Genomic DNA, 19,477 nt, shown 5'->3' on the forward strand with positions numbered 1-19,477 from the left:
CACATGCCATGCAACCCCGAAGCCAAACGCGCGTTAAGACTGCGGAACGCATGCTGACCCTTTTGGTTTTTGTCGCCGCGATTTTCTGGGCCAACAGCCTGAAAGCGCAGGACCTTTTCAGCCTGCCCGCCGGGTGCGATGCCTTTGTCACGATCCAGAATGCCGACTGCAGCGTTGACCATAATTTCATATGTGCGGGCGACCCCGAGGGCCACAAGCAGCGTGTCAGTCTGGATGAACAAGGCATGACCTATCTGGGCACCACGGATGACCAGACGCAGTGGATCAATTCCTTTCACCCGCTGACCGGCCACACTGAACGGTTGGAAGACAACCCCGTAGATCGCGCCAATCTGGATGAGCTGATCCAGACCGGTCAGGACACCTATGACTTCAAAACCCTGTCGGATGAATTTGGCGTCACGCGCTATGTCGGGCAGGACGCGCTGACCGGGCGCGAGATCACGATTGATGACGTGACCCTGGCCGAGACGGAATACAACATCACCGCCTATGCCGAGGACGGCACCGAGATCTGGCGGTCGTCAGGCAATGAGTTCATCAGCCGCAACTGGCGGATGTTCCTGTCGGGCGTTGGGACAATTGTGACGGCGTCGGATTCATTCGAGCGTGACGGACGCCCAGTCGAATTCATCTACCCCGGCGAGCCGGGATTCCTGAGCGCCAATCCCAAGCATGGCTGCGGCGTTGTGATGTCCAGCTTTGAGGTGCTGGAATGACCAAGCGCGACGGTGCCTGTTTGTGCGGTGCGGTGCGCATCGCGGGGGATTTCGACGATACCTTGCAGGCCTGCCATTGCGGCATGTGCCAGACCTGGACCGGCGGCGGGCCGCTTTATGCGGTCCGGGTCAAGGGTGACCTGCAGATCACCGGGCTTGAGGCCACGCAAAGCTATTGCGCAAGCAAGTGGGGCGAGCGGGTGTTTTGCAGCACTTGTGGCGCCAACTTGTGGTGGAAGATGCAGGGCAAACCGGTGAGCTTTGTCGCCCCGGGGCTGTTTGCAGGTCAGGGCGGACTGACGCTGAGCGAAGAAATTTTTGTAGATCACCGCGCCGCGTGGATGGCAGAAGCACCGGGTGCCAGCCAGAGCACGGAAGCGGACGAGAAGGCCAAGTTAGAGGCCTATTTGAAAGGGCAAAACACATGACCACTTACGATGACAACTGGGTCGCTGCCGAAGAAGCAAAGCGCAAGTGGATGGCCGAGAATGGCCTGTATCGGGACGACGATGAACATGCGTCCTGTGGCGTGGGCCTTGTGGTGTCGATCGACGGCACTGCGTCCCGCGATGTGGTCGAAAAGGGTATCAATGCGTTGAAAGCGGTCTGGCACCGGGGTGCAGTCGATGCAGACGGCAAAACCGGCGACGGCGCAGGCATTCACGTGCAAATCCCAGAGCCGTTCTTTCAGGATCAGATCCGTCGCACGGGCCATGAGCCGATTGAAGGCGAGCGGATTGCCGTGGGCCAGATTTTCCTGCCGCGCACGGATTTTGGCGCGCAGGAACGCTGCCGGACCATCGTGGAAAGCGAAGTGCTGCGGCTGGGCCATTACATCTATGGCTGGCGTCATGTGCCGGTAAACAACGAGGTTCTGGGTGAAAAGGCCAATGCGACCCGCCCCGAGATCGAGCAAATCCTGATCCGCTGTGAAAAGGACATGACCGAGGAAGAGTTCGAGCGCGAGCTTTACATCATTCGCCGCCGGATCGAGAAAGCGGCCGCAGGCATCGACCTTTATGTTTGTTCGCTGTCGTGCCGGTCGATCATCTACAAGGGCATGATGCTGGCTGAACAGGTCGCGGTTTTCTACCCTGATCTGATGGACGAACGCTTTGAAAGCGCCTTTGCGATCTATCACCAGCGCTATTCCACCAACACATTCCCGCAGTGGTCGCTGGCCCAGCCATTCCGCATGTTGGCCCACAACGGTGAGATCAACACGCTCAAGGGTAACGTGAACTGGATGCGCAGCCATGAGATTCGCATGGCCTCTGCCGCCTTTGGTGAGATGGCCGAAGACATCAAGCCGATCATCCCGGCGGGCGCATCGGATTCGTCCGCATTAGACTCTGTTTTTGAGGTTCTGGTACGGGCTGGTCGGACAGCGCCGATGGCCAAGACGATGATGGTGCCGGAAAGCTGGTCCAAGCAGGCAGTTGAAATGCCGCAGGCCTGGCAGGACATGTATTCCTATTGCAACGCGGTGATGGAGCCTTGGGATGGGCCGGCGGCGCTGGCGATGACCGATGGCCGTTGGGTCTGTGGCGGGCTGGACCGGAACGGCTTGCGCCCGCTGCGCTATGTCGTGACTGGCGATGGCCTGTTGGTGGCGGGGTCCGAGGTCGGCATGGTCGCGGTGGACGAATCCACCGTGGTCGAAAAAGGCGCGTTGGGTCCGGGGCAGATGATTGCCGTAGACATGCAAAAGGGACTGCTGTTTCACGACACCGAAATCAAGGACAAGCTGGCGCGCGCGCTACCGTTTGGCGATTGGGTCGAGAAGGTCACGAACCTCAACGACATGCTGCGCGACATCCCCGAGACGACGATCTACGAAGGCGCTGATCTGCGTCAGCGTCAGGTCGCAGCCGGTTACAGCATCGAGGAACTGGAACAGGTGCTGGCCCCGATGGCCGAAGACGGCAAGGAAATGATCGCCAGCATGGGTGACGACACGCCTAGCGCCGTGTTGTCCAAGACCTATCGCCCGCTCAGCCACTTTTTCCGCCAGAACTTTAGCCAGGTCACAAACCCGCCGATTGACTCACTTCGTGAAAGCCGGGTGATGTCGCTGAAAACGCGGTTCGGCAACCTTAAGAACGTGCTGGACGAAGACAGCAGCCAGACAGAGATTCTGGTGCTGGAAAGCCCCTTTGTCGCGAATGCGGAATTCGACGAGATGGTCAAACATTTCGGCGATGGCGTCGTGATGATTGATTGTACCTTTACCGAAGGGTCAGGTGCGCTGTCGCGCGGGCTTGCGCGTATCCGGAACGAGGCGGAAGATGCCGTGCGGTCCGGTGCTGGACACATCGTCCTGACCGATCAGCATCAGTCGGCCACGCGCGTTCCGATGCCGATGATCCTTGCCACGAGCGCTGTGCATTCGGGGCTGACCAAGAAGGGGCTGCGCACCTTCTGTTCGATCAACGTGCGGTCGGCGGAATGTATTGATCCACATTACTTTGCTGTGCTGATTGGCTGCGGTGCTACCACGGTCAACGCCTATCTGGCGCAAGACAGCATCGCGGACCGTTTGCGCCGCGGTTTGATTGACGGAAATCTGACCGACGCCTGCCGCCGCTACCGCGCGGCGATTGACGCCGGGTTGCTGAAAATCATGTCTAAGATGGGAATTAGTGTCCTGTCTTCCTATCGCGGCGGCCTGAACTTTGAAGCCGTTGGCCTGTCCCGCGCGATGGTCGCGGAATACTTCCCCGGGATGCACAGCCGGATTTCGGGCATCGGGACAAACGGCATTCAGACCAAGCTGGAAGAGGTGCATGCCAAGGGCTGGAAGCAGGGGCAGGATGTGCTGCCTATTGGTGGCTTCTACAAAGCGCGCCGGTCGGGCGAAAAGCACGCCTGGGAAGCGCAGACCATGCACATGATGCAGGCCGCGTGTAACCGCGCCAGCTATGAGATGTGGCAACAGTATTCCAAGGCGATGCAGTCCAACCCGCCGATCCATCTGCGCGATTTGTTGGCGATCAAGCCGCTGGGGACACCTGTTCCGATTGAAGAGGTCGAAAGCATCACCGCGATCCGCAAGCGGTTTGTGACACCGGGCATGTCGCTGGGTGCGCTGTCGCCTGAGGCGCACCGGACGCTGTCGATTGCGATGAACCGGATTGGTGCAAAGTCCGACAGTGGCGAAGGTGGCGAAAGCCCCGATGATTTCACGCCGGAACCCAATGGCGACAATGCGAGTGCGAAGATCAAGCAGGTCGCCTCTGGCCGGTTTGGTGTGACAGCGGAATATCTGCTGGCCTGCGAAGAGCTGGAGATCAAAGTGGCGCAGGGGGCCAAGCCCGGTGAGGGCGGCCAGTTGCCGGGGATGAAGGTCACTGACCTGATCGCCAAGCTGCGGCACTCGACCAAAGGGGTGACGCTGATTTCACCGCCGCCGCACCACGATATCTATTCGATCGAGGATCTTGCGCAGCTGATCTACGACCTCAAGCAGATCAACCCGCGCTGTAAGGTGACGGTGAAGCTTGTGGCGTCATCTGGCGTTGGCACGATTGCCGCCGGTGTCGCCAAGGCGAAGGCCGATATCATCCTGATTTCGGGGCATAATGGCGGCACGGGTGCCTCACCCGGCACCTCGATCAAATACGCAGGTTTGCCGTGGGAAATGGGCCTGACAGAGGCGCATCAGGTGCTGGCGATGAACAATCTGCGCGAGCGGATCACGCTCCGCACCGATGGTGGTTTGCGCACGGGCCGCGACATCGTGATGGCAGCAATGCTGGGGGCCGAGGAATACGGCATCGGCACAGCCGCGCTGATCGCGATGGGTTGCATCATGGTGCGCCAGTGTCAGTCCAACACCTGCCCGGTGGGGGTCTGCACGCAGGATGAAGCGCTGCGCGACAAGTTCACCGGCAATGCCGACAAGGTGGTGAACCTGATCACTTTCTACGCCACAGAAGTTCGCGAAATCCTGGCAAGCATTGGTGCGCGGTCGCTGGATGAGGTGATTGGACGCGCCGATCTGTTGGCACAGGTCAGCCGTGGGTCCGCGCATCTGGATGATCTGGACCTGAACCCGCTGCTGATCACCGTCGATGGGGCCAGCAAGATCACCTACAACCGTGACAAAGACCGCAACCCGGTCGATGACACGTTGGATGCGCAGATCGTCAAGGATGCGGACCGCTTCCTGAAGGATGGCGAGAAGATGCAGCTGGAATATGCGGTGCAAAACACGCTGCGGACCATCGGCACGCGCACGTCGAGCCACATCGTGCAGGAACACGGGATGCGTAACAATTTGCAACCCGATCACCTGACGGTAAAGCTGCGCGGTTCTGCCGGGCAAAGCCTTGGCGCCTTTGCGGTGCACGGGCTGAAGCTGGTCGTGTCGGGTGACGCCAACGACTATGTCGGTAAGGGTCTGTCGGGGGGTACCGTGGTGGTGCGTCCGCAGATGCAAAGCCCGCTGGTGGCGGCTGAGAATACGATCATCGGCAACACGGTGCTTTATGGTGCGACCGATGGGTACCTTTTTGCCGCGGGTCGCGCGGGTGAACGGTTTGCTGTGCGCAATTCGGGCGCAAATGTTGTGATCGAGGGCTGCGGAACCAACGGCTGCGAATACATGACCGGCGGTGTCGCCGTGATTCTGGGCGAGATTGGTGCCAACTTTGGCGCAGGCATGACCGGCGGGATGGCCTATCTTTACGATCCCGACGGGACCGCGCCTGCGTTGATGAACATGGAAACGCTGGTGACATGCCCCGTCACGGTCGACCACTGGGAGGCACAGTTGCGCGGGCTGGTCGCACAGCACGCAGAAGAGACCGGCAGCGTGAAAGCGGCTGAAATCCTTGCCAACTGGGAAGAAGCCCAGATGCACTTTATCCAAGTTTGCCCGAAAGAAATGTTGGTGCATCTGCCGGCACCGCTTAGCATCGAAGAAACAGCTATCCCTGCGGAATAGGGTCTGTTTTTGCGAAAAATTGCGCCCCGTGGCTGACCGGCTGCGGGGCGTTTTGCTTGACCCTGTGCGGGGCAAATGAGTTAAGAGGCCTATGGCGAAGGCGAAGACATCCCGGAAAAAGAAAGCCGAGACACCCCGCAAGGGACCCTTGCGGCGCGTGACCGGGTGGTTTTGGCGTTTCATTGCGGGGGCGGTGCTGATGGTTGTCTTGCTGACGTTTCTTTATGCGCTGATCAATCCGCCCAGCACGCCCTATGCGTTGTCCGAAAGCCGCCGCCTTGGCGGGGTTGAGATGGACTGGGTTGCAATGGAAGACATCGCGCCGGTCATGGCGCGGTCCGCTGTTGCAGCAGAAGACGCCAATTTCTGCCTGCATTGGGGGCTGGATGTGGATGCGATCCAGACTGCGCTTGAGGCAGGGGGCAATCGCGGCGCTTCGACCATTTCGCAGCAAGTCGTGAAGAATGTCTATCTGTGGCAGGGTCGATCGTGGTTGCGCAAATCAATGGAGGCCGTCTGGACCCCGCTGACCGAAGCGGTCTGGTCAAAGCGGCGAATTCTGGAGCTGTATCTGAACGTGGCCGAGTTCGACGAGGGTGTGTTTGGTGTGCAGGCGGCGGCGCAGCATTACTTTGGCGTGGATGCGGCCGATCTGACCAATGTGCAGGCCGCACGGCTGGCGGCAATCCTGCCCGCGCCCAAGACGCGGTCAGCCGCGCAGCCCAGTGACGCGGTGCGCAGAAGGGCGGCGGGCATTCTAGATGGGGCGGCAACAATCGCTGCTGACGGGCGGGCAGCCTGTTTTGAGGATTGAACGCACGCGCGCCTTGCGGCATTGAAGATGGACCACCACCAAAGGGCAAACGATGAACCGGCTTTATCATTATCCTCTGTCACCGTTTTCGCGCAAAGTGCGGCTGAGCCTTGCGGAAAAGAAGATCGAGGTCGAGCTGGTCGAAGAGCGGTATTGGGAAAAGGACACTGATTTCCTGCGCCGCAATCCCGCAGGCAAGGTACCGGTTCTGAAGATGGGCAACCGCACAATGGCCGATAGCACGGCGATTTGCGAATACATCGAAGAGGTGCATCCCAGCCCCGCGCTTTTGCCCAAAGACGCAGAAAGTCGATACGAGGTGCGGCGGCTTGTGGGGTGGTTTGATGACAAGTTTTACGCGGAATGCACGCAAAAGCTGGTGGGCGAGCGGGTGTTTCGCAAGGTGATGGGAACCGGATACCCCGACAGCACAAACGTCAAGGAAGGTGCCAAGGCGATCAAGTATCATCTGGATTACATGGCGCATCTGCTGGATCAGCGCCGGTGGTTGGCGGGCAACGACATGAGCCTGGCCGATTTCGCCGCTGCCGCACAGTTGAGCTGTTTGGACTATATCTCGGACGTGGATTGGAACCGGTCAGAGGTGGTGAAGGATTGGTATGCCAAGATCAAATCGCGGCCCGCGTTCCGGTCATTGCTGGCCGATCAGGTGCCAGGGTTTCCGCAGCCGGGGCATTATGCGGACCTTGATTTTTGATCTTTGGCGGGGGGGCCCGCCCCCCCACCCCTTTTTCGGGGGCTTTGCCCCCGGACCCCCAGGATATTTTTGGCCAGAAGAATGAAGGACCGGTTGATCGCATATGCGCGGGAAGCGGGGTTTGCGGGTGTGGGTGTGTGCAGGCCCGACGCGGCCCCGGAACTGGCGGCGCGCTTGCAGGCGTTTGTGGATGCCGGGTGGCATGGGCAGATGGGTTGGATGGCGGAGCGCATGGGTTGGCGCGGTGATCCGGCAGCCCTGTGGCCGGATGCGAAATCGGTCGTCATGCTGGCCGAGAATTATGCGCCTGCCCATGATCCGCTGGCGGTGCTGGATCAGCCCGACCGCGCGGCCATCAGTGTCTATGCGCAGGGCCGCGATTATCATGATGTGGTCAAGAAGCGGCTGAAGAAAGTCGGGCGCTGGTTGATCGAACAAGCGCCGGGCACCGAGATCAAGGTGTTCGTGGACACGGCCCCGGTGATGGAGAAACCGCTGGCGCAGGCAGCAGGGCTGGGCTGGCAGGGCAAACATACCAACCTGTTGTCGCGCGAATTGGGCAATTGGTTCTTTCTGGGGGCGATCTTTACCACGCTCGAATTAGACCCTGATACAGGGGAAAACGAGCATTGCGGGTCCTGCCGGGCCTGTCTGGACATCTGTCCGACCGATGCTTTCCCGGCGCCTTTCCAGTTGGATGCGCGGCGCTGCATTTCCTATCTGACGATTGAACACAAAGGCCCGATTGACCCCGAATTGCGCGCCCGCATGGGCAACCGGATTTATGGCTGTGACGATTGTCTGGCGGTTTGCCCGTGGAACAAGTTTGCGGCCACCGCCAAGGATCAGCGGTTGGCCGCGCGTGATGATCTGGTGGCCCCGCCGCTGGCCGACCTTGCGACGCTGGATGATGCGGGGTTTCGCGCAAAGTTCAGCGGATCGCCGATCAAGCGGATCGGGCGCGACCGGTTCCTGCGCAATGTGCTTTATGCGATGGGCAATGCGGCGGACCCGGCATTGCTGACCCCGGCTGAGGCCCTCGTCAATGACCCGGACCCGGTTGTCGCGGATGCGGCGCGTTGGGCGGTGGCAAGGTTACGCGCAATCGCGTGATCGCCCCGCGACAGGGTCACATTTCGCCCTATCTTGAAGGGGTGAAACGCTGATGAAGGAGTGTCCATGCGCCTTGCCATTCTGTTTGCCATGATCCCGATGATGTCGCTTGCGCAGGTCAGTCAGGGCCCGCCGAACGCCGATTTTCAGCCCGCTTTTGCCAATCAGACGCGCGCACCAGCGATGGCCGCCACCCCGGTGACGGTGACGCGGTTTGCGCGCGGGTTGGATGCGCCTTGGGGCATTGCAAGGCTACCGTCGGGCCAATTTCTGGTGACGGAAAAGGGCGGTGCTATGCGGATTGTTAACAGTGATGGCGCAGTCTCTGCCCCTTTGGGCGGTGTGCCACGTGTGGCCGCTGGCGGGCAGGGCGGGCTGTTGGATGTAGCAGTCTCGCCCGATTTCAGCCGCGACCGCACAGTGTTCTGGACCTATGCCAAGCCGGTCAGCGGTGGCGCGGTGACGGCTGCGGCGCGTGGCACCTTGGGTGCGGATGGGCAGCTGAGCGATGTGCGCGATATCTTTGTGCAGGGGCCTGCGACCTCTGGCGGGCGACACTTTGGCAGCCGGATCGTGCCGGACCCGGATGGCACCGTCTGGATCACCACCGGTGATCGGGGCGCGGGCGATCGTGGGACGCTGGTGCAGGACCCCGGCAGCACACATGGCAAGGTGATCCGGGTGAATGCCGATGGAACGATCCCGACGGATAACCCTTTTGTCGGACGCGCGGGCGATGATGCGATCTGGTCACTGGGGCACCGCAATGCGCAGGGCGCGGCCCTAGGCCCCGGCGGGCTTTGGGCCGTGGAACACGGGCCGCGTGGGGGTGATGAGCTGAACCAACCACGGGCGGGGCGCAACTATGGCTGGCCGCTGGTGTCCTATGGGATCAACTATCGCGGCAGCGACATTGGTGCGGGACAGGCCCGCGCCGCCGGGATGGAAGAGCCGGTTTATTATTGGGACCCGGTGATCGCGCCCAGCAATATGGCGTTCTACGCGGGCAGCTATGCGCCATGGCGCGGGGATATTCTGGTGGGGTCGCTCAACCCCGGCGGGCTGGTCCGGCTGACGCTGGATGGTGGCCGGGTCACGGGTGAGGAAAGGCTGTTGGATGGTGTGGGCCGAGTCCGCGATGTGGAAGTGTTGCCAGATGGCGCGGTGCTGGTGCTGACCGACGCCGGAGAGATCCTGCGGGTGCAACCGGGATGAGCCTGAAGCTGTGGTTGGCGCGTGGGGCAGCCCGGATCGAACGCGGGATCGAGCAGGTCATCGTCAGGCCGCGCACGGCGCAGGTGATCGCGCCCTACGCAGGCTATGCGACGCCCGATCATCTGGTGGTGCGGGGCCGTGTGTTGGCCGCGCAACGGGTGGAACAGGTGCAAACCAGACAAAGCCGGATGCGCAACATGCGGTCGATGTTGCGGATGTTCCTGACCGATGAGGTGGCGGATGTCGCGGTGCGCGCAGGCGGGGTCGAAGGGCGCAGTGATGAAGAGGGGTATTTCACCTTGCTTTTGCCGCGCGGCCAGAAGAGCGGCTGGGTCGATGTGACCGTGACAGCCGGAGATATCGAAGCCATTTGCCCAGTGCGTGTGACAGGGCCGGGGGCGGACTTTGCCGTCATCTCGGACGTGGATGACACGATGATGGCAACCGGTGCGTGGTCACTCAGGCGCAATTTGTGGACGACGCTGACCGGCAATTCGGCCACGCGCGAGGTCTTTGCCGGCGCGGTGGACCTGATGGATGTGCTGCGCGGACAGGACCGCAACCCAATCTACTATGTCAGCTCTTCCCCGTGGAACCTGCATGATTTTCTGGCCGCGGTCTTTGCCCGCGCGGGGCTGCCGCGCGGGCCGATGTTTCTGCGCGACTATGGGATCAGCGAGACCCAGTTCATCACCGGCACACACGGTGATCACAAGGGGGCGGCGATTGATATCTTGATGGCCGCGCACCCCGATCTGCCCTTTGTGCTGGTGGGTGACACCGGTCAGCATGATCCGCATGTCTATGCCGCAGCGGCCCAGCGGCATCCCGGGCGCATCGCACGGGTCATCTTGCGGACCGCTGGGGCCATCGGACCAGAGGATGAAGCCGAGGTCGCCGTGCTGAAAGCGGCTGGCGTCAAGGTGCATATGGCGGACGACTATCGCGCGGCCATTGCGGACCTGAAAGACAGCCACGCGCCAGACGCATAGCAGCTAACACCAGATCACGGATTGAAGGCCGAACGCCGCTGCGTAGTTTGCGCCTATGCATCCCCTGCGCGGCATCCTGTTCAAAATCCTGTCGGTCGTGACCTTTATGGGCATGGCCTCGATGGTGAAAGCAGCAAGCGTCGATGTCCCACCCGGTCAGGCGGTATTTTTCCGGTCGTTCTTTGCCTTGCCGGTCATTTTCGGCTGGCTGGCGTTTCGGGGTGAATTGCGCAGTGGCTTGAAGACCCAAAACCCGATGGGCCATGTTTGGCGCGGGCTGGTGGGGACAACGGCCATGGGGCTGATGTTCACCGGATTGGGTCTGTTGCCGCTGCCAGAAGTGACGGCCATCGGCTATGCCGCGCCACTGTTGGTGGTGATCTTCGCGGCGATGTTTCTGGGCGAAGAGGTGCGCGGCTTTCGCCTGTCAGCCGTGGCGCTGGGGATGGTCGGTGTGCTGATCGTGTTGTCGCCGCGCCTTTCGGTCGGCGCAGGCCTGAACACGGCAGAAACGCTGGGTGCGGTGGTCGTGTTGATGGGGGCCATGATGGCCGCAATGGCGCAGGTTTTCGTGCGCAAACTGGTTCAGACCGAAGGCACCGCTGCAATCGTGTTCTGGTTTTCCGTGACCTCCAGCACATTGGCGCTGTTCACGCTGCCTTGGGGATGGGCGATGCCCTCGCCCACAGTGGTGGTGCTGCTGGTCACGGCTGGGCTTTTGGGCGGGACCGGGCAAATTCTGCTGACATCAAGCTATCGCTATGCCGATGCGTCACTGGTGGCGCCCTTTGATTATACCTCGATGCTGCTGGCGCTGATCATTGGCTATCTGGTCTTTGACGAAGTGCCGACAGGCACCATGCTGCTGGGTGCGGGCATTGTGATCCTTGCTGGTGTGCTGATTATCTGGCGCGAACGGAAACTGGGACTGGCCCGCGCGCAGCAACGCAAGGCGATGGGACACCCGGGCGGAAATTAGCGCCGCCGCGTCCGGCAAGACTCCGCCCGCGAAATGTGGTAGAAATAAGGCCTGTTCGATGTTTCGTGTGATGAGAGTAATGAATATGAATGCCACGGGTGGTGTGCAGGGCGCGTTTCTGGAACGCGCGGTTCGCAAGCAAAAACAAGCGGTTGAGGCGTCTAAAGCGCTGCCGCCTGAAGAACCGGAACCGTTGAAAACTCAAGAAGAATCGCCACTGGATCGCGCAAAAAGCAACTTGCGGTATCTTTTGGGCATTGGGCCCGTGCGAAAGCACTAGCCCCCGGTTTTTTGGCGATTTCGCCGACATCTGTTAGACTGCGGTCATGGATGGAGGATTGAGATGATTGCACAACGCACCCAAGACCAACCCGCCCCACGGACCAAACGGCTGGTTGATATCGAAAAGTCCAAATACCCCAGCAAGGCCACGCTTGCGCTGCAAAAGCGGCCCAGACGCGAAAATGCCGCGCAACGGGCACGGCATTTCCTGCGGATTGAAAAGGGTGGTGAGGCCTAAAAGCGGTTCTTGAGGCCAGCCGATTTCAGTATCGCATTGGCGGTGTGGCGGCTTTTCAGATTCTTGGGCACAGTCAACGTGACCTTTGGCTGCCCGCCACGCCACTTTTCGTGTGACCCTTTACCACCGGGAACCTTTTCGAAAAGGTGTTGGCGCAGCAGCGCTGTGACCTTGCGGTGAAACTCTGACACGGGATCAGGATGTGGCTGGGCCGCTTGACGCCTGACGCCAGAATACCGTTGGGATCAATTCGCGCAAAGGCTTGCTGGCAAGATCTGCCTTTGCGATGTGATTTTCGACAATCAGGTCTGTCGCGTGCGCGCGCACTTCGCTTTCGAATTCTTCAAGCGTGTCGGCTTCGATGTGAAGTCCGGTGATGTTGCTTTCGGAAATCCAGACCTCTGCCTCGTTATCCCAGACAGCTGTCACTTCGAAATTGAGGTTGGACATCGGATGCTCCTGCCCGGTTGCTATGACGCAAGATTCGCATATTGCGAACAACCGGGCAAGTGTCGCGGCGGCTTAGACCCGCACCAGTTTCTCGTAGCTGTCGGCCACGTCCAGTGTCAAAGCGCCGACCTCAAAGGTGTAGTCGCCAATTTGGCCGACGGGCGTGACCTCGGCCGCGGTGCCGGTCAGCCAGCATTGCTGAAAACCCTCAAGTTCTTCAGGCATGATGTGGCGTTCGTGGACAGTCACGCCCTTTTCGCGCAGCATCTTGATGACCGTCTGGCGGGTCAGGCCGTTCAGGAAGGCATCAGCGGTGGGGGTGTGGACCTCTCCGTCTTTCACAAAGAACAGGTTCGCGCCCGTGCATTCGGCAACATAGCCGCGATAGTCGAACATCAGCGCGTCTGAGCAGCCTTTTGCCTCTGCAGCGTGTTTCGACATGGTGGCGATCATGTAGAGCCCTGCCGCCTTGGCGTCATGCGGGATGGTTTCGGGGCTGGGGCGCTTCCATTTGGCGATGTCGAGTTTCGCGCCCTTGGTTTTAGCGTCGCCATAGTAGTTGCCCCAGGCCCAGGCCGCGATGCAGGTGCGCACCGGGTTCTTGGCAGAGGCGACGCCCATGTCCTCACCCGCGCCGCGCCACGCAAAGGCGCGCACGTAAGCATCGGTCAGATTGTTGGCGGCCAGAACCTTTGCCTTGGCGGCGGAAAGTTCGTCAGAAGTGTAGGGAATTTCGAAATCCATGCGGCTGGCAGAGAAATGCAGCCGGTCAGAATGTTCACGGTCAAGGAAGATCTTGCCGTTATAGCAGCGTTCGCCCTCGAACACTGAAGAGGCATAGTGCAGCGCGTGGGTCAGGACGTGAACCTGTGCGCCGCGCCAGTCAACCAATTGGCCATCCAGCCAGATTTTGCCATCACGATCATCGTAACCCGCCATTGGAACCTCCCGCTACGGATTTGCATTTGTTGCGTAAGTAGGTCCGCATCGGACATAAAATTGCGCAAATTCTGTGAATCGGTATCAATCGCGCCTTGGAATGTCAACAAGGCTGACGTATCTTCACACCAAAGAGGGGGAGACACAATGGCGCAGGGGACACCCGGAGGGACCGGACAAAGCCTGCTGTTCCTGACCGACGAGCAGTTGCGCAAGGGGATCGAGGCGATGTTTTTCGCCTATCGCGGCTTTACGGCTGATCCGGATCGCATCCTGTCGGATCAAGGCTATGGCCGGGCGCATCATCGGGCGATCCATTTCATCCATCGCAGCCCCGGCACAACGGTCAATAACCTGTTGTCGGTGCTTGGCGTGACGAAACAATCGCTTAATCGTGTATTGCGCACTTTGATCGAGGACGGTTTGGTAGCGAGCACGGTAGGCAAGCGCGACAAGCGCGAGCGACATTTGACGCTGACCGATGCCGGGGCCGCGCTGGAACGGGCCCTGTCGGACGCACAACGCGACCGGATGCGCCACGCTTACCGCACCGCCGGGCCAGAGGCCGTGGCGGGCTTTCGGCAGGTGCTGGAGGCGATGATGGATGAAGAAATGCGCTTTTACTATGACGCGCTGAAGGACCAGGTTGATGAACGCTGACGACGCCCATTTGTTGATTGTTGACGATGACGAACGCATTCGGACGTTGTTGCAGAAGTTCCTGATGCGGTCGGGGTTTCTGGTCAGTGGCGCGCGCGATGCCGCCCACGCGCGGCGCATTCTGTCGGGGTTGGAATTCGATCTGATCGTGCTGGATGTGATGATGCCGGGCGAAGATGGCATGAGCCTGTGCCGCGATCTGCGCAAGACCATCACCACGCCGATCCTGTTGTTGACCGCTAAAGGTGAGACGGATGACCGGATCACCGGGTTGGAAGCAGGGGCCGATGACTATCTGGCCAAGCCGTTTGAACCCAAAGAGCTGTTGTTGCGGATCAATGCGATCCTGCGGCGCGTGCCACAGGCCGAGCCGGTGGTGGTTGCACCCAAGGTGCTGAACCTGGGCCCGATCCGCTATGACATCGCGCGCGGTGAGATGTGGCAGGGTGATGATCTTGTGCGGTTGACCGCCACCGAGAGCCAGTTGATGCGCATCTTTTCCAGCGCGCCGGGCGAGGCGATGACCCGCGCGCGGCTGGTCGAAGAGCTCAGCCGGTCCGGTGGGCAAACGCAGGAACGCGCCGTCGACGTGCAGATCACCCGGCTGCGTCGCAAGATCGAGGCCGATCCCAAACAGCCCCGCTATCTGCAAACCGTCCGCGGTGCCGGATATATGTTGGCCCCCGATTAAGGGGCAACGCCCCTTAATCGGGGGCCGGTGCGGGTAAGCGATTTTGCTTGCAAAATTGCGGCCGCACACAGGTGGGCAGTGCGAAACAGCCAGCGTCGCGCTTCGTTTGCTCTCTTGGGGTGGGGGCGGTGCCCGCCCGTCGCCATTTCCCCTCGGACCAATGGCGCGAAAATCACGACCCCCTTTTTGGGGGCTTTGCCCCCGTCCGCAAGCGGACTCCCCCAGGATTATTTTGGCCAGAAGAAGTTGCAGGTTCCGGCGCGATGGGGGAGGTTGCGGGCATGACCACAGCATTGATCACCCACCCCGATTGTTATGACCATGTGACCCCGCCCGGCCACCCCGAACAGGTGGCGCGGTTGGATGCCGTTTTGGGCGCGCTGAACGGGATGGACCTTTTGCGCGTGAAGGCCCCATTGGGGGCAGAGGACGACATTCTGCGCTGTCATCCGCAGGGACATATCAACAGCATCCGCCGTGCCGCCCCTACCGAAGGCTGGCGGTCGCTGGATGCGGATACCCATATGTCCGTGGGCACGCTGGCCGCCGCGTTCCGTGGGGTGGGCGGGATTGTCCGCGCGGTTGATCTGGTGATGGCGGGCGAGGCCGGCAATGCCTTTGTCGCGATGCGCCCACCCGGCCACCATGCAGAGCGTGAGACGGCGATGGGGTTTTGTTTCTTTGGCAATGTCGCGATTGCGGCGAAATATGCGCTGGATCATCACGGGTTGGACCGTGTGGCGATTGTCGATTTCGACGTGCATCACGGCAATGGCACGCAGGATCTGGTCGAAGAAGACGCACGCATCCTGTTCTGTTCCACCCATCAAAGCCCGCTGTATCCCGGCACCGGGGCCGCGCATGAAACGGGCGTGGGCAATGTGCTGAACGTGCCCTTGCCGGGCGGCACCGGTTCAAAGCCGTTTCGCGATGTGATGGAGCGGGTCGTGTTGCCAAGGGTCGATGCGTTCTCTCCGCAACTTCTGCTGATTTCGGCGGGATTTGATGCACATGAGGCTGATCCATTGGCGGGGATGAACCTGACGACAGAGGATTTTGCCTGGGTGACGGACCGGCTGTGCGATGTGGCGGCTGAACATTGCGCGGGCCGGGTGGTATCAAGCCTTGAGGGCGGGTATGACCTTGAGGCGCTGGGTGCGGCTGCGGCGGCCCATGTGACAGTATTGAAGGAGCGGGCGACATGAGTGATGTCGATGCGATGAGCTTTGAAGACGCGATGAAAGAGCTGGAACAGGTTGTGGGCCAGTTGGAGCGCGGTGATGTGGCGCTGGACGAGTCGATCAAGCTGTACGAGCGGGGGGCTGCGTTGAAAGCCCGCTGTGAAGCCAAGCTGAAAGAGGCCGAAGAAAAGGTCGCCAAGATTACGCTGGATGGCTCCGGTCAACCCACCGGGACCGCGCCGCTGGATGACTGACTTTGCCGACGCATTGCGTCAGGCGCAGGCGGTTGTTGCGGCCCGGATGGCGGCCGCGATGGCCCCGCGTGATGGCGTCCTGAAAGAGGCGGCGACCTATGCGCTGGAAGGTGGCAAGACGCTGCGCGGATTTCTGGTGTTGGAAGGTGCGGCGCTGCACGGGATCAGCGCCGGTCAGGCCGGGGATGCGGCACTGGCGATTGAAGCCTTGCACGCCTATTCGCTGATCCACGATGATCTGCCGTGCATGGATGACGACGACCTGCGCCGGGGCAAGCCAACCGTGCATCGCAAATGGGATGAGGCGATTGCCGTGCTGACGGGTGACGCGCTTCAGACGTTGGCGTTCGAGGCGCTGGGCGATCTGGGGCTTGATGATGCGGCCAAACTGCGGTTGATCCGCACGTTGGCGCATGCCGCAGGCATCGACGGGATGATCGGCGGGCAAATGCTGGACATTGCTGCAGAGACCGCAGCCACGCCGCTGACGCTAGATCAGATCATCACCTTGCAAAGTGGCAAGACCGGCGCGCTGATCACCTGGTCCTGCTGTGCGGGCCCCCGGATGGCGGGCGCGGATGAGGCGCCTTTGCGGGCCTATGGCGATGCACTTGGCCTCGCCTTTCAAATCGCGGATGACATTTTGGACGTGGAAGGCGATGCCGCCGCCGTGGGCAAGGCCGTACGCAAGGACGATGCTGCCGGAAAGGCGACATTTGTTTCGCTTTTGGGGCTGGATGGGGCGAAAAGCCGCGCAAGCGAACTGGTGGATTCGGCCTGTGATGCGCTAAATCCCTATGGGGCGAAGGCTGACACCTTGCGCGAGGCTGCGCAATTTGTCATCGCCCGGGACAGATAGGAAACGACATGACCGAACGCCCTGTGACCCCCCATTTGGATCGTGTCACCACACCTGCCGATATGAAGGGGATGTCTGATGCCGAGTTGCGCCGGCTTGCCGATGAGGTCCGCGAAGAGATGATCAGTGCGGTCAGCGTCACCGGCGGGCATCTGGGCGCGGGCCTGGGTGTGGTGGAACTGACCGTGGCGCTGCACGCGGTTTTTGCTGCGCCCAAGGACAAGATCATCTGGGACGTCAGCCACCAATGTTATCCGCACAAGATTCTGACTGGGCGGCGTGACCGCATCCGTACCTTGCGGATGAAGGACGGGCTATCGGGGTTCACCAAGCGCAGCGAAAGCGAATATGACCCCTTTGGTGCCGCGCATTCCAGCACCTCGATTTCCGCCGCACTTGGCTTTGCCACGGCGCGCGATCTGGGCGGTGAAGGCGGTGATGCGATTGCGGTGATCGGTGACGGCGCGATGTCGGCGGGCATGGCCTATGAGGCGATGAACAACGCGGGCCATCTGAAAAAACGGCTGATTGTGATCCTGAACGACAACGAAATGTCGATTGCCCCGCCGGTGGGCGCGATGTCGTCTTATCTGAGCCAGCTTTATGCAGGTGAGCCGTTTCAAGAGCTAAAGGCGGCAGCGAAGGGGGCCGTCAGCCTGCTGCCCGAACCCTTCCGCGAAGGGGCCAAGCGGGCCAAGGATATGGTCAAGCACATGACCGTGGGCGGCACGCTGTTTGAACAACTGGGGTTCAGCTATCTGGGCCCGATTGACGGGCATGACATGGATCAGCTGCTGGCTGTCTTGCGTACGGTCAAGGCACGCGCCACAGGGCCGATCCTGATCCATGCGATCACAAAGAAGGGCAAAGGCTATGGCCCGGCAGAGGCCGCGCGCGACAAGGGCCACGGGGTTGGCACGTTCAACGTGGTCACGGGTGAGCAGAAGAAAGCCCCGTCCAACGCGCCCAGCTATACGAGCGTTTTTGCCGACACATTGGTCAAAATGGCCGAAACAGACTCTAAAATCTGCGCGATCACGGCGGCAATGCCCGATGGCACCGGGTTGAACAAGTTCATGCAGCGCTATGCCTCGCGCTGCTTTGACGTGGGGATAGCCGAACAACACGCGGTGACCTTTGCCGCTGGGTTGGCCGCCGGTGGGATGAAGCCGTTTTGCGCGCTTTATTCGACGTTCTTGCAGCGCGGCTATGATCAGGTGGTGCATGATGTGGCGATCCAGCGCCTGCCAGTACGCTTTGCGATTGACCGTGCCGGGCTGGTGGGGGCTGACGGCGCAACCCATGCGGGCGCGTTTGATGTGGCCTATCTGGCAAACCTGCCGGGGTTTGTGGTGATGGCCGCCGCGGATGAGGCCGAGCTGGTGCGCATGGTCGCGACGGCCGCGGCCTATGAGGACGGGCCGTCCGCCTTCCGGTTCCCACGTGGCGAAGGCGTGGGCGTCGAGATACCCGAGGGTGCGGAGCCATTGGAGATCGGCAAGGGCCGGATCGTCAAAACAGGCTCTAAAGTAGCGATTTTGTCGTTTGGAACGCGCCTCGCAGAGGTCGAAACCGCCTGTGAAGCACTTGCGGCAAAGGGCATCACCCCAACGATTGCCGATGCCCGTTTCGCCAAGCCGCTGGACAGGGACATGATCCTGAAACTGGCAGCAGAGCACGACGCGCTGATAACCATTGAGGAAGGGTCAGTCGGTGGATTTGGGTCACATGTGGCGCAGTTGCTGGCGGATGAGTGTGTGTTCGATCACGGGCTGAAGTATCGCTCGATGGTGCTGCCCGATATCTTCATCGACCAAGCCAGCCCGCGCGACATGTACGCGGTCGCGGGCCTGAATGCCGAGGATATCGAGGCGAAGGTGCTTGAGGTGCTGGGCGTGGCGTCTGTGGGGAAGCGGGCGTAGTCTGATAGGTTCCGCTTGGCGATGGGCCCGGAGGGCAGAAGCCCTTGCTCTGGGCCCGTCAGCGCTGCGCTCCAAGGTAGCAAGTTCTAGGTCGCTGTCCTGACAGCATGTAAGCTCGAAGGTCCGCAACGAAGAAACACCTTCCTTCAATCGCAAAAGGTCTGGTGGTACGAAGTCCCTATGACTAATCGCCACTTTAGCAGGCTATTTGGGTCCAGTCCCCGAACAACCTTCCAGTTTCAACCCCGTTGGAAGGAAGAACTGGTTGTGACGGGCCCAGGCGGTTCGTTCATTCTCGAACTCGCGATGGGTGCGTATTCTGTATATCTGCCAACTCAGGAGGTTTGGGAAAAGAAGGCCCCAGGGTGGGCAAGAGACCTTTGGCCGGTTCTAAAAAATGAACTGGAGGACTGGTGCGCCCAAAACAACGCTGAGCTTTACATCGAAGACGAGTCGCCCGTGTACGTGGAGAGATAGAGATC

The 19,477-nt window shown here is 60.7% G+C and carries 20 protein-coding genes; 17 read left to right on the forward strand and 3 right to left on the reverse strand.

Going from position 1 to position 19,477, the window contains the following annotated elements:
• Window positions 1-50: 50 nt before the first annotated feature.
• The 11 genes from AB3Y40_RS16190 to AB3Y40_RS16240 all read left to right on the forward strand — a co-directional run bounded on the left by AB3Y40_RS16190 (window position 51) and on the right by AB3Y40_RS16240 (window position 12,039).
• A complete protein-coding gene (locus AB3Y40_RS16190; RefSeq protein ID WP_369439916.1) occupies window positions 51-740 on the forward strand; it encodes a hypothetical protein in 690 nt (229 codons plus the stop codon).
• Entirely contained in the window at window positions 737-1,168 is a 432-nt protein-coding gene (locus AB3Y40_RS16195; RefSeq protein ID WP_369439917.1) for a GFA family protein, read from the forward strand. Before AB3Y40_RS16190 ends, AB3Y40_RS16195 begins: the two co-directional genes overlap by 4 nt.
• Window positions 1,165-5,688, forward strand: a complete 4,524-nt coding sequence (gene gltB, locus AB3Y40_RS16200; RefSeq protein WP_369439918.1) for a glutamate synthase large subunit — start codon at window positions 1,165-1,167, stop codon at window positions 5,686-5,688. Before AB3Y40_RS16195 ends, gltB begins: the two co-directional genes overlap by 4 nt.
• A gap of 91 nt (window positions 5,689-5,779) precedes the next feature.
• Window positions 5,780-6,502, forward strand: a complete 723-nt coding sequence (gene mtgA, locus AB3Y40_RS16205; protein WP_369439919.1) for a monofunctional biosynthetic peptidoglycan transglycosylase — start codon at window positions 5,780-5,782, stop codon at window positions 6,500-6,502.
• A 52-nt stretch (window positions 6,503-6,554) separates the two neighbouring features.
• Window positions 6,555-7,220 carry an FtsZ-binding protein FzlA gene (gene fzlA, locus AB3Y40_RS16210; protein WP_369439920.1) on the forward strand — a complete coding sequence of 222 codons (666 nt, stop codon included), beginning with the start codon at window positions 6,555-6,557 and terminating at the stop codon, window positions 7,218-7,220.
• An 81-nt stretch (window positions 7,221-7,301) separates the two neighbouring features.
• Window positions 7,302-8,333: a tRNA epoxyqueuosine(34) reductase QueG gene (gene queG / locus AB3Y40_RS16215; protein ID WP_369439921.1), complete on the forward strand. Its 1,032-nt coding sequence runs from the start codon at window positions 7,302-7,304 to the stop codon at window positions 8,331-8,333.
• A gap of 66 nt (window positions 8,334-8,399) precedes the next feature.
• Window positions 8,400-9,548 carry a PQQ-dependent sugar dehydrogenase gene (locus tag AB3Y40_RS16220; protein ID WP_369439922.1) on the forward strand — a complete coding sequence of 383 codons (1,149 nt, stop codon included), beginning with the start codon at window positions 8,400-8,402 and terminating at the stop codon, window positions 9,546-9,548.
• The gene (locus tag AB3Y40_RS16225; protein WP_369439923.1) at window positions 9,545-10,540 is read left to right on the forward strand and encodes an App1 family protein; all 996 of its coding nucleotides are present in this window, start codon (window positions 9,545-9,547) and stop codon (window positions 10,538-10,540) included. Before AB3Y40_RS16220 ends, AB3Y40_RS16225 begins: the two co-directional genes overlap by 4 nt.
• A 55-nt stretch (window positions 10,541-10,595) precedes the next feature.
• Window positions 10,596-11,519, forward strand: coding sequence for a DMT family transporter (locus tag AB3Y40_RS16230; RefSeq protein WP_369439924.1), 924 nt, complete (start codon window positions 10,596-10,598; stop codon window positions 11,517-11,519).
• Window positions 11,520-11,577: 58 nt separating this feature from the next.
• Complete coding sequence (locus tag AB3Y40_RS16235; protein ID WP_369439925.1) at window positions 11,578-11,799, forward strand: hypothetical protein; 222 nt, start codon at window positions 11,578-11,580, stop codon at window positions 11,797-11,799.
• A 63-nt stretch (window positions 11,800-11,862) separates the two neighbouring features.
• Entirely contained in the window at window positions 11,863-12,039 is a 177-nt protein-coding gene (locus AB3Y40_RS16240; protein ID WP_369439926.1) for a hypothetical protein, read from the forward strand.
• Here AB3Y40_RS16240 and AB3Y40_RS16245 read toward each other — a convergent pair.
• From AB3Y40_RS16245 to AB3Y40_RS16255, 3 genes are all read right to left on the reverse strand, one after another.
• Complete coding sequence (locus AB3Y40_RS16245) at window positions 12,036-12,230, reverse strand: type II toxin-antitoxin system HicA family toxin (protein ID WP_369439927.1); 195 nt, start codon at window positions 12,228-12,230, stop codon at window positions 12,036-12,038. The two genes, AB3Y40_RS16240 and AB3Y40_RS16245, sit on opposite strands and share 4 nt — an antisense overlap.
• A gap of 4 nt (window positions 12,231-12,234) precedes the next feature.
• Window positions 12,235-12,489 (reverse strand): DUF1902 domain-containing protein, encoded by a 255-nt coding sequence (locus AB3Y40_RS16250; protein ID WP_369439928.1) that lies wholly within the window; start codon window positions 12,487-12,489, stop codon window positions 12,235-12,237.
• 72 nt (window positions 12,490-12,561) lie between these two features.
• Window positions 12,562-13,428 (reverse strand): branched-chain amino acid aminotransferase, encoded by an 867-nt coding sequence (locus AB3Y40_RS16255; protein WP_369439929.1) that lies wholly within the window; start codon window positions 13,426-13,428, stop codon window positions 12,562-12,564.
• A gap of 147 nt (window positions 13,429-13,575) precedes the next feature.
• Between AB3Y40_RS16255 and AB3Y40_RS16260 the strand changes: the two genes are divergently transcribed.
• The 6 genes from AB3Y40_RS16260 to dxs all read left to right on the forward strand — a co-directional run bounded on the left by AB3Y40_RS16260 (window position 13,576) and on the right by dxs (window position 18,995).
• On the forward strand, window positions 13,576-14,088 hold the full coding sequence (locus tag AB3Y40_RS16260) for a MarR family winged helix-turn-helix transcriptional regulator (RefSeq protein ID WP_369439930.1): 513 nt from the start codon (window positions 13,576-13,578) through the stop codon (window positions 14,086-14,088).
• Window positions 14,078-14,779: a response regulator gene (locus tag AB3Y40_RS16265; protein WP_369439931.1), complete on the forward strand. Its 702-nt coding sequence runs from the start codon at window positions 14,078-14,080 to the stop codon at window positions 14,777-14,779. The genes AB3Y40_RS16260 and AB3Y40_RS16265 overlap by 11 nt, the downstream gene beginning before the upstream one ends.
• 281 nt (window positions 14,780-15,060) lie before the next feature.
• Window positions 15,061-15,984, forward strand: coding sequence for a histone deacetylase family protein (locus tag AB3Y40_RS16270; RefSeq protein WP_369439932.1), 924 nt, complete (start codon window positions 15,061-15,063; stop codon window positions 15,982-15,984).
• Entirely contained in the window at window positions 15,981-16,214 is a 234-nt protein-coding gene (locus AB3Y40_RS16275) for an exodeoxyribonuclease VII small subunit (protein ID WP_369439933.1), read from the forward strand. The genes AB3Y40_RS16270 and AB3Y40_RS16275 overlap by 4 nt, the downstream gene beginning before the upstream one ends.
• A complete protein-coding gene (locus AB3Y40_RS16280) occupies window positions 16,207-17,073 on the forward strand; it encodes a polyprenyl synthetase family protein (RefSeq protein WP_369439934.1) in 867 nt (288 codons plus the stop codon). Before AB3Y40_RS16275 ends, AB3Y40_RS16280 begins: the two co-directional genes overlap by 8 nt.
• Window positions 17,074-17,081: 8 nt before the next feature.
• A complete protein-coding gene (gene dxs, locus AB3Y40_RS16285; RefSeq protein WP_369439935.1) occupies window positions 17,082-18,995 on the forward strand; it encodes a 1-deoxy-D-xylulose-5-phosphate synthase in 1,914 nt (637 codons plus the stop codon).
• The last annotated feature ends 482 nt before the right edge of the window (window positions 18,996-19,477 follow it).

This window comes from Yoonia sp. R2331 (assembly GCF_041103235.1).
GTDB lineage: Bacteria > Pseudomonadota > Alphaproteobacteria > Rhodobacterales > Rhodobacteraceae > CANMYO01.

What these genes read in the sequence shown, in the direction of transcription:
- AB3Y40_RS16190 (WP_369439916.1), top strand. Translation starts at nt 51, where the DNA reads ATGCTGACCCTTTTGGTTTTTGTCGCCGCGATTTTCTGGGCCAACAGC.
- AB3Y40_RS16195 (WP_369439917.1), top strand. Translation starts at nt 737, where the DNA reads ATGACCAAGCGCGACGGTGCCTGTTTGTGCGGTGCGGTGCGCATCGCG.
- gltB (WP_369439918.1), top strand. Translation starts at nt 1,165, where the DNA reads ATGACCACTTACGATGACAACTGGGTCGCTGCCGAAGAAGCAAAGCGC.
- mtgA (WP_369439919.1), top strand. Translation starts at nt 5,780, where the DNA reads ATGGCGAAGGCGAAGACATCCCGGAAAAAGAAAGCCGAGACACCCCGC.
- fzlA (WP_369439920.1), top strand. Translation starts at nt 6,555, where the DNA reads ATGAACCGGCTTTATCATTATCCTCTGTCACCGTTTTCGCGCAAAGTG.
- queG (WP_369439921.1), top strand. Translation starts at nt 7,302, where the DNA reads ATGAAGGACCGGTTGATCGCATATGCGCGGGAAGCGGGGTTTGCGGGT.
- AB3Y40_RS16220 (WP_369439922.1), top strand. Translation starts at nt 8,400, where the DNA reads ATGCGCCTTGCCATTCTGTTTGCCATGATCCCGATGATGTCGCTTGCG.
- AB3Y40_RS16225 (WP_369439923.1), top strand. Translation starts at nt 9,545, where the DNA reads ATGAGCCTGAAGCTGTGGTTGGCGCGTGGGGCAGCCCGGATCGAACGC.
- AB3Y40_RS16230 (WP_369439924.1), top strand. Translation starts at nt 10,596, where the DNA reads ATGCATCCCCTGCGCGGCATCCTGTTCAAAATCCTGTCGGTCGTGACC.
- AB3Y40_RS16235 (WP_369439925.1), top strand. Translation starts at nt 11,578, where the DNA reads ATGTTTCGTGTGATGAGAGTAATGAATATGAATGCCACGGGTGGTGTG.
- AB3Y40_RS16240 (WP_369439926.1), top strand. Translation starts at nt 11,863, where the DNA reads ATGATTGCACAACGCACCCAAGACCAACCCGCCCCACGGACCAAACGG.
- AB3Y40_RS16250 (WP_369439928.1), bottom strand. Translation starts at nt 12,489, where the DNA reads ATGTCCAACCTCAATTTCGAAGTGACAGCTGTCTGGGATAACGAGGCA.
- AB3Y40_RS16255 (WP_369439929.1), bottom strand. Translation starts at nt 13,428, where the DNA reads ATGGCGGGTTACGATGATCGTGATGGCAAAATCTGGCTGGATGGCCAA.
- AB3Y40_RS16260 (WP_369439930.1), top strand. Translation starts at nt 13,576, where the DNA reads ATGGCGCAGGGGACACCCGGAGGGACCGGACAAAGCCTGCTGTTCCTG.
- AB3Y40_RS16265 (WP_369439931.1), top strand. Translation starts at nt 14,078, where the DNA reads ATGAACGCTGACGACGCCCATTTGTTGATTGTTGACGATGACGAACGC.
- AB3Y40_RS16270 (WP_369439932.1), top strand. Translation starts at nt 15,061, where the DNA reads ATGACCACAGCATTGATCACCCACCCCGATTGTTATGACCATGTGACC.
- AB3Y40_RS16275 (WP_369439933.1), top strand. Translation starts at nt 15,981, where the DNA reads ATGAGTGATGTCGATGCGATGAGCTTTGAAGACGCGATGAAAGAGCTG.
- AB3Y40_RS16280 (WP_369439934.1), top strand. Translation starts at nt 16,207, where the DNA reads ATGACTGACTTTGCCGACGCATTGCGTCAGGCGCAGGCGGTTGTTGCG.
- dxs (WP_369439935.1), top strand. Translation starts at nt 17,082, where the DNA reads ATGACCGAACGCCCTGTGACCCCCCATTTGGATCGTGTCACCACACCT.